The sequence below is a fragment of the Mycolicibacterium arabiense genome, assembly GCF_010731815.2.
In the GTDB taxonomy this organism is placed as follows: domain Bacteria; phylum Actinomycetota; class Actinomycetes; order Mycobacteriales; family Mycobacteriaceae; genus Mycobacterium; species Mycobacterium arabiense.
In genome coordinates, this window is record NZ_AP022593.1 from 3,127,475 (window position 1) to 3,139,539 (window position 12,065).

A 12,065-nucleotide genomic window follows, 5' to 3' on the forward strand; every position below is an offset into this window, starting at 1 on the left:
CCGGCCACGGTCAGGGCAGGATCGAGTCCACGTAGCCCCCGTCGACGCGCAGGGCGCCCCCGGTGGTGGCCGACGACAGCGGCGACGCCAGGTAGACCACCATGTTGGCGATCTCGTTCGGCTCGATCAGCCTCTGTAGCAACGACTGTGGGCGATGCTTGCGCATGAACTCGCGCTGCGCGTCATCCCACGGCAGGTCCTTGTCGACCAGTTCGTAGACGAAGTCCTCGACACCCGCGGTGTGCGTCGGCCCCGCGATCACGGAGTTGACCGTCACGCCAGTACCCGCCGCGTCCTTGGCGAATCCGCGCGACACCGCAAGCAGCGCCGTCTTCGAGACGCCGTAGTGGATCATCTCCTCCGGGATGACGACCGCGGAGTCGCTGGCGATCTGGATGGCCCTGCCCCACCCGCGCTCGACCATTCCCGGCAGGTACGTGCGGATCAGCCGGACCGCGGCGAGGACGTTGACGTCGAAGAAGTTCCGCCACTGCTCGTCGGTGATCTCGCGGGCGGGCACGGCGCCGAAGATCCCGAGGTTGTTGACCAGGACGTCGACGTCGGGCAGTTCGCGCAGGAGGTGGTCGACGCCGTCGGCGGTGCTGACGTCGACCGCGACCCCGACGACGTCGGCGCCCGTCTTGCGCAGTTCCGCGACCGCGGCGTCGACGCGGTCAGCCGAGCGGCCGTTGACCGCGACGCGGGCACCGCTAGCTGCCAGCCCCTCGGCGATGGCATACCCGATGCCCTGGGTCGAGCCGGTGACGAGTGCGGTCTTGCCTGAGAGGTCGATGTCCACCCGGTGATTCCCCTTGTCGCTTCGCTCCTGCCCGCCGAGTCGTTACTACCACCGCGTGACCCCGACTATTCCGCGTTGGATCCCTTGGGGTCGGATCCCTTGTCGTCGGGCTGCACCGTCTCGTTGTCGATCTGGCCGGGCTGGCCGTCGACCTCGTGCTTGGCGAGTTCGCGCTTGAGGATCTTGCCGGTCGGGTTGCGCGGCAGCTCGTCGAGGAAGACGACCTCACGGGGCACCTTGTACCGCGCCAGGTTCTCCTTGACGTAGGCCTTGACCGCGTCCTCGTCGATGCTGGCGCCGTCGGTCTTGACCACGAACGCCCGCAGACGGTGGCCCCACTCCTTGTCCTCGACGCCGATCGCCGTGGCCTCGACGACCTCGGGGTGACCGCTGATCAGGTCCTCGACCTCGGCGGGGAACACGTTTTCGCCGCCGCAGACGATCATCTCGTCGTCGCGGCCGCTGACGTAGAGCAGCCCGTGCTCGTCGAAGTAGCCGACGTCGCCCGATGACATCAGTCCGTCGATGATCTGCTTGTGCCCGCCCCCGGTGTAGCCCTCGAACGGAAAGGTGTTGCCAACGAAGATCCGGCCGACCTCGCCCTGGGGCACTTCCTGGCCATTCTCGTCGAAGAGCTTCACTCGCACGCCCTTGACCACGGGGCCGACGGTCGTGGGATTGATCTCGAGGTCCTGCGGCCGCGCGATCGTGGCGTAGGCGATCTCGGTCGACCCGTAGAGGTTGTAGACGACCGGGCCGAGCGTCTTCATCGCGCGGGTGGCCAGTTCACCGCCGAGCTGTGAGCCGGAGACGAACACGATGCGCAGGCTCGACAGGTCCGGCTTCTTCTCCATGCCGTCGAGGGTGTCCAGGATGCGGGACAGCATCACCGGCACCACGACCATGGCCGTCACCTTGCGCTTCTCGATGTCGGCGAGCACGGTGTCGGGCTTGAACCGGCGGCGCAGCACCAGCGTGCACCCCAACATCGCCGCGATGGTGGCGTGCAGCAGGCCCAACGCGTGGAACATCGGTGCGGGCAACGACGTCACCTCGCCTGCCTTGAACGGCACGTGCGAGAGCACCCCACCGATCGGCGCCAGTGACGGAGGAGTGCTGCGGTTGGCGCCCTTCGGGGTGCCGGTGGTGCCACTGGTCAGGATGATGATCTTCGCGTGCTTGTCGGCCTTCGGCGCCGGGCCTGCATCGGCGTTGCGCTCGATCAGGTCGGCGAGCGTGTCGTCGTTGCTCTCGTGGGGCTGTTCGCCGGATGGATCCGCGCTGTCGGACTTGTCCGGGTTGGTCGGCAGCGCGCGCAGCTTGCCCAGCTCGGGATCGGCCGCCGACACCGCCTTCGTGTACTCGTCGTCGTGGATGATCAGCTTGGCATCCTCGCGTTCGGACACCTCCTTGATCTGCGGGCCCGAGAACTCGCTGTTCAGCAGGATGATGCGGGCGCCGACGCGGGCTGCGCCGTAGAAGGCGATTGGGAACCACCGGTGGTTGCGGATCAGCAACGCCACGCCGTCACCGCTGCGCACGCCCTTCGCCAGGAGTCCATGGGCGACGGCATTGGCGGCGTCGTCGAGTTCGGCGAAGCTCAGATCGCCGTCGTCGTCGATGACGGCCTTGCGGTGCGGCCACCGGCGCGCGTTCAGCGCCGGGATCATCCCGAACTCGCCCCACCGCCGGATGTCCGCCAACATCGCCGCCATGGCTTGCGGCGGTTCGACTTTCAGCGCACCCGCCTCGAACATCTTGCGGGCGTAGTGCAGTTCGGCAGCGCCGCGCTCCACGTACCGCCCGGCGGACTCGCGCACCAACGTCGACAGGTCAGTGATGTTCACCATGCCGCAAGCCTATGTGACGCGCGTCGCGCCGAGGCCGGATCCGTGACCCATTCCTGGCCGTTGCGCGCCTACCATGGCGACATGGCGAACGCGCTGTCCCTGGAGGTCGGTGGGCGCACGCTGAAGATCACCAATCCGGACAAGGTGGTCTTCCCCGGCCAGGACGGCGACGCCGGCGTCACCAAGCTCGACCTGATCCAGTACTACCTGTCGGTGGCCGACGGGGCGCTACGCGGGGTCGCGGGCCGACCGATGATCCTGAAGCGCTTCGTCAAGGGCATCACCGAGGAGGCGGTGTTCCAGAAGCGCGCGCCCGAGAACCGGCCGGACTGGATCGACGTCGCGGAGTTGAAGTACGCCTCGGGCACGTCGGCCAAGGAGGCCGTGCTGCGCGAGACGGCCGGCCTGGTGTGGGCGGTCAACCTCGGCTGCGTCGACCTCAACCCGCACCCCGTGCAGGCCGAAGACCTCGAGCATCCCGACGAGCTGCGCGTGGACCTCGATCCGATGCCGGGGGTCGAGTGGCCCCAGATCGTCGACGTCGCCCTGGTCGTCCGCGACGTGCTCGCCGACTTCGGCCTCACCGCCTGGCCCAAGACGTCAGGGTCCAAGGGCTTCCACGTATACGCGCGGATCGCGCCGCACTGGCCCTACAAGCAGGTGCGCCTTGCGGCGGAGACCATCGCCCGCGAGGTGGAACTGCGCGCGCCGGACCTCGCCACCAGCCGATGGTGGAAGGAGGAGCGCGAGGGCGTGTTCGTCGACTTCAACCAGAACGCCAAGGACCGGACGGTCGCATCGGCCTACTCGGTGCGTTCGCGACCCGATGCCAGGGTGTCCACCCCGCTGCGGTGGGACGAGGTGCCCACCTGCAGACCCGAGGAGTTCACCGTTCGGTCGGTGCCTGCCCGCTACGCCGATCTCGGCGACCCGTGGGAGGGCATGGACGACGCGCCCGGCGGCCTCGACCAACTCCTCGAGCGCGCGCAGGAACTCGGCCCGGCCGAGAAGGCACCGCGCGGCGCACGGCGCGCGAACGGCGCCGGCGGTCGCACCTCGCCCATGCCGCTGATCGAGATCGCCCGGACCAAGACCAAGGACGAGGCGATGGCCGCCCTCGACACCTGGAAGGGCAAATACCCCGCGGCCGCGGATCGGCTGAAACCGGTCGACGTGCTCGTCGACGGCATGCGGGGGCCCAGTTCGATCTGGTACCGCATCAGGATCAACCTCCAGCACGTACCCAAGGACGAGCGCCCGCCGCAGGAGGCGCTGCTGGCCGACTACTCGCCGTGGGAGAACTACACCGGACCGCAGGGACGGCCCTGATCCGGGCGGCGCGGGAGTTCTTAGCAACTGTTTAGTGCTGACTCCCCAGTACCTTAACTTCGGCCCATAACTTCGGTACTACGTCGAAGACCTCTTCGACCAAGCATCGAAGGGAGACTGGTCATGGGCATCACCACCCACGTTCCGGCTTCGAAATCCCCGTTCCGGTACGGCAACCCGACGATCGACTGCAAGGGCGCAGAAGTTCACACGCTCTGCAGGCAGATGGCCTCGGTCATGTCCATCACCGGTGCCGTCGATGCGACCAATGTCGCCTGCCTCGTCGACCGTGCTCTGCACTGCGTCATCCCGGAGAAGGCGTTCATCCTCGACCTCAGTGGCGTGGAGTCGTTCGCCAAGGCGGGCGTCGAACTGCTCGACGCGATCGACCAGGCCTGCTACGACGCAGGCGTGGAGTGGTCACTGGTAGCCGACGAGGAACTGGCCCGCGTCCTGCGCTCGCATGCCCAGGATCCGCAGCTGCCCATCACCCGCTCGGTTCCCGAAGCGCTGCACCACTTCTCGGACGTCGCCGACGAGCGTCGGCGCCTCCTGCCCATCCTCACCAAGTCCGCTTAGTCGAGAAGGATAGAAACCATGTTGCTCGACGTTCGTTGGTTGGCCCATCTGCTGCGCGGTCGGCGCAGGCATCACGCAGCCGTAGGCCACGCACACCCGTAGTTAGTTCACCAGCGACGCGACGGCGATCGCGATGGGGGTTTCCCCGCCGATCACCTCGAACGTGACACCCGCGGTCCCGTCGTCGTCGACCACCGCCGCCAACACGGCAGCCACGTCGCTGCGGGACACGCTGCCGCGACCCGTCTTCTCGGCCACCGTCACCTGACCCGTTGCCGGCTCGTCGGTCAACATTCCGGGCCGGACGATGGTCGTGGCCAGTTCGCGACGACCCAGGACGTCACGGTCGGCTGCGGCCTTGGCCCGTAGGTAGGCCGAGAACACCGCGTCGTCGCCGTCACCCTCTGGCGCCTCGTCGGCCCCCATCGCAGACACCATCACGTAGCGGCGCACGCCCGCAGCGATCGCCGCGTCGGCCAGCAGCACGGCTGCGGCCCGATCCACGGTGTCCTTCCGCTCGACGCCGCTACCGGGGCCCGCGCCGGCGGCGAACACGACGGCGTCGGCACCGCGTAGGTGCTCGGCGACCTCGTCGACCCCCGCGTTCTCGAGGTCCACCACGAGTGCGCGCGCACCGTTGGCCTCGAGGTCGGACGCCTGCTCGGGGTTGCGGATCAATCCCGCGACCGAGTCGCCCCGGTCGCTCAGCAGCCGCTCGAGGTGCAGGGCGATCTTGCCGTGCCCGCCGGCGATGACCACGTGTTTGTTCACCCGTCCCACAGTAGGCCCGGTCATCAGGTGGCCGATGAGCCAGTGGGCCCGTGGGGCGAGAAGACACCCGTGTTCGACACGGAGTCCGTGATCAGCAGCGCCGTGAAGCCGACCGCGAGGGCCACCAGGCACACCACGACGCACATCAGTGCCGTTCCCAAGAACTCGCCGAAGTCCCTCTTGGTCATGGTCATGGGGATCGTCATCATGATCAGTGCAACCGCGAGATGCCCCGTTTAATGCCGGCTTCGGGTCATCACGATGCGAAGACCTGGGAGTCGTCCGCGAATGCCTTGAACTCCAGGGCGTTGCCCGCAGGATCCAGCAGGAACATGGTCCACTGCTCGCCCGCCTGACCTTCGAAGCGGACGTACGGCTCGATCACGAACTCGACGTCGGCGATGCGCAGCCGCTCGGCGAGGTCGTGGAAGTCCGCGACGCCGAGGATCAGTCCGAAGTGCGGCACCGGAACGTCGTGGCCGTCGACGGGATTGCGGATCGGCCGCACCCGGCCCGGCGCCAGGTGCGTGACGAACTGATGACCCAACAGGTTCCAGTCCACCCACGACTCCGAGCTGCGTCCCTGCTCGAGACCGAGCACCTCGCCGTAGAAGCGACGTGCGGCAGCCAGGTCGTCGACCGGCATGGCCAAGTGGAACCTCGGGATCGGTGATTCGAAAACGGTCATGTCAGCCATCCTCCGCTTTCAGGAAACGCGCAGCTAGCACCCCTAAAACATTGCCCTCGAATGTTCTGCGGATACAGGTGTCGCGCCGCGACGGAACGGGCACTGTGGTGTGAGGTACCGCACACGCGCGGTCGGAGAGGCAGCGACGCATGGGCGGCAAGTTGCGCAGTTTGACGCGGTGGAGCGTGGCTCCGGCGCGAGACGTCGAGACGGCGACCACGCCGAAGGTGAACGTCCTGCGGGGACTGGCGGCCAGGGCGACCACACCGCTGCTTCCCGACGACTACCTGAAGCTGATCAACCCGCTCTGGTCGGCACGGGAACTGCGGGGCGTCGTCGTGGACGTCCGGCGCGAGACCGAGGACTCGGCGACCGTCGTCATCAAGCCGGGCTGGGGCTTCAGCGGGAACTACCTCCCAGGCCAGTACCTGGGCATCGGCCTTCGGGTCGACGGCCGATGGCACTGGCGTTCCTACTCGCTGACCTCGGTTCCGCGGCAGGACGGCGGCCACGTATCGATCACCGTCAAGGCCACTCCCGAGGGCTTCCTGTCCACCCACCTCGTCAACGGCGTGCAGCCGGGCACCGTCGTCCGGCTGGCCACGCCCAAGGGCGATTTCGCGCTGCCTGATCCGGCGCCACCGTCACTGCTGTTCATCACGGCGGGCAGCGGCATCACGCCGATCATGGCGATGCTCCGTTCGCTCAAGGCGCGCGGCGAACGGCCAGACATAGTGCACATCCACAGCGCCCGCACCGCCGAGGACGTGATCTTCCACGACGAGTTGCGCACGCTGGAGCAGGAGCAGCCCAACTACCGCCTGCACCTCCAGCTGACGGCGGAGATGGGCAAGATCGACTTCGCCGAGTTGGACGAGGTCGTCGCCGACTGGGCCGACCGCTCCGCATGGGCATGCGGCCCGACCGAGATGCTCGACGCCGCCGAGGACACCTGGACCCGGGCCGGGATTCGGGACTCCCTGCACACCGAGCGCTTCACCATCGCCCGCACCGACAAGGGCGGCGAGGGCGGCACGGTCCTGTTCAAGAAGTCCGGCCAGAGCGTCGAGGTGGACGGCGCGACCACGCTGCTGCAGGCCGGCGAGGACGCCGGCATCCAGATGCCCTTCGGGTGCCGCATGGGCATCTGCCAATCCTGCGTTCTGCCACTGGAATCCGGTTACGTCCGGGACATCCGGTCGGGCAACGAGCACGGCGAAGGCGACCGAATCCAGACCTGCATCTCCACCGCATCCGGCGACTGCACCATCGACATCTAAGGCGACGACATGGCCATCAGCGACATCAAGCAGTACACCCACCTGTCCGCAGAGGACGTCGAGGAGCTGGGGCGCGAACTCGACACGATCCGAGTCGACATCGAGGAGTCGCGCGGCGAGCGCGACGCCCGCTACATCCGTCGAACCATCCAGCTGCAGCGCGGCCTCGTGGTCGGCAGCCGCGTGGTCCTGATGGCGAGCCGCAACCGGTATGCCTGGGCTCTGGGCACCGCCATGCTCGCCACCGGCAAGATCATCGAGAACATGGAGTTGGGCCACAACATCACCCACGGTCAGTGGGACTGGATGAACGATCCCGAGATCCACTCCACCGAATGGGAGTGGGACACGACGTCACCCACGGAGCACTGGAAGAAGTCGCACAACTTCATCCATCACAAGTACACCAACATCGTCGGTCTCGACGACGACATCGGTTACGGCATCATGCGTCTCACGCGCGACCAGCGCTGGGAGAAGTGGATGATCGGCAACCCGATCTACAACATCTTGCTCGGCACGCTGTTCGAGTGGGGCGTCGCCCTGCACGGGGTCGAGACCACCAAGTGGCGCAAGGGCGAGAAGTCCATGGCCGAGGTCCGCAAGGACCTGAAGATCATCGGCAAGAAGGTCGGAAAGCAGGTCGGCAAGGACTACGTCGTCTTCCCGGCCCTCGCGGGACCGGGGTGGAAGCACACCCTCGGCGCGAACGCGGTGGCGAACCTGATCCGCAACTACTGGTCGTACATGGTGATCTTCTGCGGCCACTTCCCCGACGGCGCAGAGAAGTTCACGAAGGAGGAGTTCGAGAACGAGACCCAGGCCGAGTGGTATCTGCGTCAGATGCTCGGCTCGGCCAACTTCAACGCCGGCCCGTTGATGGCGTTCATGAGTGGCAACCTCTGCTACCAGATCGAGCACCACATGTTCCCCGACCTGCCGAGCAACCGCTACGCCGAGATCGCGGTCCGGGTGCGTGCGCTGTGCGAGAAATACGACCTGCCCTACACGACGGGGCCCCTCCTGCGGCAGTACGGCCAGTCGTTCGTGACGATCGCGAAGCTGGCGCTACCGGACAAGTACCTCAAGGCGACGTCCGACGATGCGCCGGAGACGAACTCGGAGCGCAAGTTCACCCGAGCGGGTCGGCTACGGAACGCCTACGTCGATCCCGCTACGGGGCGGCGCCGTGGACTGCGGACCGCAATCCGGGAACTGCAGACGGCCGGAGCGGCGTAGCCGACGCCTCGGCCTCGGCGTCGGTACGGCCGTTCACTAATTGGGTTGCCGACGCTGCTCGCGGAGGTAGCCGAGGAAGCGTGGGGCCACCTCGGGAACGACGATGGCGGGCAGCATGACGTCCCACAGGTCGGCCATTCGGGTGACCACGTCGGAGTCGCCAGGGGTCAGACCGGCAACGGCCCACGCACCGTACGACGCCGACGCGACCGATCGGCCGACGACCTCGGGGTCCAGATCGTTGCGGACGTCGCCTTGGCGCTGCCCCCTGTCGAACTGTGCACCCAATGCGTCGGACCACGCCGCGAAGTACCGCCCCGCCTGACCCGTCGCCTGGCCGACGGTGTGCAGAAGCTGCGATCCCACGCGCACACCCGCATCACTGACGTGCAGCGACGCGACGGCAAACGTACCCCGGATCGCGGCCTCGACGGCCGGACCGCCCGCGTCGGTCGCGACGAACGCCGCAAGGACCCTGGCGTTGGCCTCGGCGAGGATGGCCTTCGCGACTGAGTCCTTGTCTCCGAAGTGGTGGTAGAAGGCGCCGCCGGTCATCCCCGACTGGGCGATGATCTCGCGCGTCCCGGTCGCCGGATAACCCTGCTCGGCGAACAATCGGATCGCCGAATCCACGATCCGGCGACGCGTTACGACAGACCTCGTCTGCACGCGCTTCTCCGACGGGCGTCCACCGTCATCGATCGTCGTGTTCACGTGTCTGGCTTCTTCCAGTAGGCAGGTCGACACCGCTTTTCGGTGTACGAGTGTTTACTCACCGTACCAAAACAGAGCCGCCAGGGTTAGCGACGTTGATCACAGCCCGTACGAGCGGGCCGGTGCGAATCAGCCCTGCAGGCCGGCGTTCGCCGCTGAGCACACGGCATCCGTCAGCCTCGCGACCAGGGAACTGTCGAGCTTCCAGCACTGCCAGAACAGCGGGACGTCGAGATGTGCGTTGGAGATGCGGACCAATTCCCGATCGGCTCCGGCCAGCGGCTGGGGGAACATCCCCCACCCCAGACCGGCGCGGACGGCGGCGGCGAATCCCTCGGCGGTCGGGACGTAGTGGGTCGGCGGCGCGATCGGCCGCTTGAACACTCGGCGCAGGAACATCTCCTGCAGTGCATCGTCGCGATTCCACGCGATGTGCGGCGCGGAGGCGGCGTTACGAGCGGTGAAACCGGTCCCGAAGTACCGGTCCATGAAGGAGCTCGACGCCGTCGGCACGTACCGCATCACGCCGAGCCGCTGTACCCGGCACCCGGGCACCGGCGCCCGCTCGGTCGTGACGGCCCCCATCACCACGCCCTCGCGGAGCAGTCGCGCCGAATGGTCCTGATCCTCGATGCGTAGGTCGAACAGGACGGAGTCCAGGCGCTCGAACACCGATGGGAACCACGTGGCCATCGAATCGGCGTTGACGGCCAACGCGATTCGCGGGGCCGGGACCTGGTCGCCGCCCACCTCGGCCAGCGCCTCCGCCTCCAGCAGGGCGGTCTGCGCCGCCAGGCGCAGCAGAGGCACCCCCGCCGGGGTGACCGTGCACGGACGCTCGCGACGGACGAGCACCTGGCCCACCCGCTGTTCCAGCGCCTTGATGCGCTGGCTCACCGCCGACGGCGTGACGTGCAGCGACGCCGCCGCGGCGTCGAACGATCCGGTCTCGACGACGGCGGCGAGTGCTGCCAGCTGTTCACCGTCGAGCGCCACGTCGAAATGCTATGTGACGTGGCTCAACGCAGGAGGTTGGGACGCCACGACGGTGCCGGGGCCATGACGTCGAGCAGTTCGGCGGGACGCTGGGCCTTCCCGAAGTAGAAGCCCTGCGCGAACTCGACTCCGAGACGCCGCAGAACCGACGCCTGCTGCGGCGTTTCGACGCCTTCGGCTATCACCGTCAGGTGCAGCGCGTCGGCGAGTGCCGCGACTGCCCGCAGGAGCGGCGGCGGTTCGCACGACGTGGGCGTCACCACCGCCACGAACGACGCGTCGAGCTTCAAGAAGTCGGTGGGCAGGGCCTGCAGCCTGCTCAATGACGAGTAGCCGGTGCCGAAGTCGTCGATGGCTACCTGCACGCCGCCCCGGCGCAGTGCCGTTAGGGCTTCCAGCGCCGAGGGCCGGTCGACGTCGATAACGCTCTCGGTGACCTCGAGCACCAAACGTTGGGCGGGCCAACCGGTTTCGGCGAGAGTATCGAACACCTGATTGGCGTAGCCCTTTTGAACCAATTCGAGGCCAGAGACGTTGACGCTCAACCACATCGACGAGTGTGGGGCGTCGCCTCGGATCCGCTGCGCATCGAGACACGCGCGGCGCAGGACGTAGTGATCGAGCGCGGCGATGAGGTTGTTCTCCTCCGCCACCCGGATCACCTCGTAGGGCGACAGATCGGGACGTGACGGCGGCGACCAGCGCAACAGCGCCTCGATGCCCACCAGATCGCCATCCGAGAGCGCCACGACGGGCTGATATCGCACGTCGAGCGCCTCGGCGGCGAGCGCGTCGCTCAGTTCGACCGCCACGGGTGGCAGGTTCGCGGATTCGACCATCGTCCGGTTCCGGCCACTGCGCTTGGCCCGGCGTAGCGCGGTGTCGGCACGGGCGACCACGACCGACACCGACTCGCCTGGTTGCCACGTCGTGACGCCTGCCGAACACCCCATCGACACTGCGTCGCGCAGTCGGTGGGTGAGCGAAACCGCTTGCTGGTCCGTGCCGTTGGGCAGTAGCACAGTGAACTCGTCGGCGCCACGGCGCGCGAGGACGTGTTCGGGTTCGAGCACGTTCCGCCACGCCGCGACGATCTCCTGCATGACTTCGTCGGCAACCCGGCCACCGAATTGGTCGTGGATGGCGCCGTAGCCGTCGATACAGACGAACACGACCGCAGGCGCAAGCCCGCCCGTCCGTGCTCGTCGAACGGCGACGCCGAGGACTCGATCGAACCCGCGGCGGTTCAGCAGGCCGGTGACGTCGTCGAGTTCGGCGTTGAACACCAGCCGTCCGAGGATGGCGATCACTATCCCGATGGCCACCGTGGTGCCCGATGCGACCAGACCGGACCACCACGGCACGGTCGACGTCATCGCCATGGCCGTCGTGCAGCACACCAGCGACGCGCCCAACTGCAGAGCCGCCGCGGGCCAGGCGACGAAGAACGCCGCGCAGGCGATGAAGACGTAGAGGGTGGCGAAGGAGACCGCCACCGACGGGTTCGCCGACTCGTACACCGACACGGTTATCTGAAGAGTCGCCGTCAGCACCATCAGATGGAACTGCCACAACCGCAGCCGCTCACCCCACAGCAACACCGCCAACCCGACGACGCCTGCGACGGCCGCGTTGCCGCACTGCACGGAGGTGTTCGTGAAACTCGACGGTGCGAGACTGGTCATCAGCACCACCAACACGCCTCCGAACAGGAAGCATGATCCACCGATGCGTGTCATCAACAGGGGCGTCGCAATACCCGGCCACATGTCGACGCGCGTCAGCGCCGTCCATCCCCCAGGATCCCACCCCACGTTGCC

At 67.4% G+C, this 12,065-nt stretch carries 12 protein-coding genes; 4 read left to right on the top strand and 8 right to left on the bottom strand.

Annotated features, from left to right (window positions below; all coding sequences use genetic code 11):
• Nucleotides 1-10: 10 nt before the first annotated feature.
• Nucleotides 11-799 (bottom strand): SDR family NAD(P)-dependent oxidoreductase, encoded by a 789-nt coding sequence (locus G6N61_RS16745; RefSeq protein ID WP_163919524.1) that lies wholly within the window; start codon nt 797-799, stop codon nt 11-13.
• 65 nt (nt 800-864) lie between these two features.
• Complete coding sequence (gene fadD2 / locus G6N61_RS16750; RefSeq protein ID WP_163919525.1) at nt 865-2,649, bottom strand: long-chain-fatty-acid--CoA ligase FadD2; 1,785 nt, start codon at nt 2,647-2,649, stop codon at nt 865-867.
• Nucleotides 2,650-2,730: 81 nt separating this feature from the next.
• On the opposite strand from fadD2, the gene G6N61_RS16755 reads away from it, so the two are divergent.
• Together G6N61_RS16755 and G6N61_RS16760 are read left to right on the top strand one after the other, a co-directional pair.
• Nucleotides 2,731-3,978 (top strand): DNA polymerase domain-containing protein, encoded by a 1,248-nt coding sequence (locus tag G6N61_RS16755; protein ID WP_163919526.1) that lies wholly within the window; start codon nt 2,731-2,733, stop codon nt 3,976-3,978.
• A 123-nt stretch (nt 3,979-4,101) separates the two neighbouring features.
• Nucleotides 4,102-4,557: an STAS domain-containing protein gene (locus G6N61_RS16760; RefSeq protein WP_163919527.1), complete on the top strand. Its 456-nt coding sequence runs from the start codon at nt 4,102-4,104 to the stop codon at nt 4,555-4,557.
• 102 nt (nt 4,558-4,659) lie between these two features.
• On the opposite strand, the gene G6N61_RS16765 is transcribed toward G6N61_RS16760, so the two are convergent.
• From G6N61_RS16765 to G6N61_RS16775, 3 genes are all read right to left on the bottom strand, one after another.
• Nucleotides 4,660-5,328 carry an NAD(P)H-binding protein gene (locus G6N61_RS16765; RefSeq protein WP_235887152.1) on the bottom strand — a complete coding sequence of 223 codons (669 nt, stop codon included), beginning with the start codon at nt 5,326-5,328 and terminating at the stop codon, nt 4,660-4,662.
• A 23-nt stretch (nt 5,329-5,351) separates the two neighbouring features.
• Complete coding sequence (locus tag G6N61_RS16770) at nt 5,352-5,522, bottom strand: hypothetical protein (protein ID WP_163919529.1); 171 nt, start codon at nt 5,520-5,522, stop codon at nt 5,352-5,354.
• A 62-nt stretch (nt 5,523-5,584) separates the two neighbouring features.
• On the bottom strand, nt 5,585-6,016 hold the full coding sequence (locus tag G6N61_RS16775) for a VOC family protein (protein ID WP_163919530.1): 432 nt from the start codon (nt 6,014-6,016) through the stop codon (nt 5,585-5,587).
• Between the two features lie 149 nt (nt 6,017-6,165).
• Here G6N61_RS16775 and G6N61_RS16780 point away from each other — a divergent pair, with 149 nt between their 5' ends.
• Together G6N61_RS16780 and G6N61_RS16785 are read left to right on the top strand one after the other, a co-directional pair.
• Nucleotides 6,166-7,296: a ferredoxin reductase gene (locus G6N61_RS16780; RefSeq protein ID WP_163919531.1), complete on the top strand. Its 1,131-nt coding sequence runs from the start codon at nt 6,166-6,168 to the stop codon at nt 7,294-7,296.
• 9 nt (nt 7,297-7,305) lie between these two features.
• Nucleotides 7,306-8,535 carry a fatty acid desaturase family protein gene (locus G6N61_RS16785; protein ID WP_163919532.1) on the top strand — a complete coding sequence of 410 codons (1,230 nt, stop codon included), beginning with the start codon at nt 7,306-7,308 and terminating at the stop codon, nt 8,533-8,535.
• A gap of 36 nt (nt 8,536-8,571) precedes the next feature.
• On the opposite strand, the gene G6N61_RS16790 is transcribed toward G6N61_RS16785, so the two are convergent.
• From G6N61_RS16790 to G6N61_RS16800, 3 genes are all read right to left on the bottom strand, one after another.
• Nucleotides 8,572-9,249 carry a TetR family transcriptional regulator gene (locus tag G6N61_RS16790; RefSeq protein WP_163919533.1) on the bottom strand — a complete coding sequence of 226 codons (678 nt, stop codon included), beginning with the start codon at nt 9,247-9,249 and terminating at the stop codon, nt 8,572-8,574.
• Between the two features lie 129 nt (nt 9,250-9,378).
• Nucleotides 9,379-10,245 carry a LysR family transcriptional regulator ArgP gene (locus tag G6N61_RS16795; RefSeq protein ID WP_163919534.1) on the bottom strand — a complete coding sequence of 289 codons (867 nt, stop codon included), beginning with the start codon at nt 10,243-10,245 and terminating at the stop codon, nt 9,379-9,381.
• Between the two features lie 23 nt (nt 10,246-10,268).
• Entirely contained in the window at nt 10,269-12,059 is a 1,791-nt protein-coding gene (locus G6N61_RS16800; protein ID WP_163919535.1) for a putative bifunctional diguanylate cyclase/phosphodiesterase, read from the bottom strand.
• Between the last annotated feature and the right edge of the window lie 6 nt (nt 12,060-12,065).

Bases quoted from the DNA above. Each gene is read 5' to 3' on its own strand.
- fadD2 (WP_163919525.1), bottom strand. From the start codon at position 2,649: ATGGTGAACATCACTGACCTGTCGACGTTGGTGCGCGAGTCCGCCGGG.
- G6N61_RS16755 (WP_163919526.1), top strand. From the start codon at position 2,731: ATGGCGAACGCGCTGTCCCTGGAGGTCGGTGGGCGCACGCTGAAGATC.
- G6N61_RS16760 (WP_163919527.1), top strand. From the start codon at position 4,102: ATGGGCATCACCACCCACGTTCCGGCTTCGAAATCCCCGTTCCGGTAC.
- G6N61_RS16770 (WP_163919529.1), bottom strand. From the start codon at position 5,522: ATGACCATGACCAAGAGGGACTTCGGCGAGTTCTTGGGAACGGCACTG.
- G6N61_RS16775 (WP_163919530.1), bottom strand. From the start codon at position 6,016: ATGACCGTTTTCGAATCACCGATCCCGAGGTTCCACTTGGCCATGCCG.
- G6N61_RS16780 (WP_163919531.1), top strand. From the start codon at position 6,166: ATGGGCGGCAAGTTGCGCAGTTTGACGCGGTGGAGCGTGGCTCCGGCG.
- G6N61_RS16785 (WP_163919532.1), top strand. From the start codon at position 7,306: ATGGCCATCAGCGACATCAAGCAGTACACCCACCTGTCCGCAGAGGAC.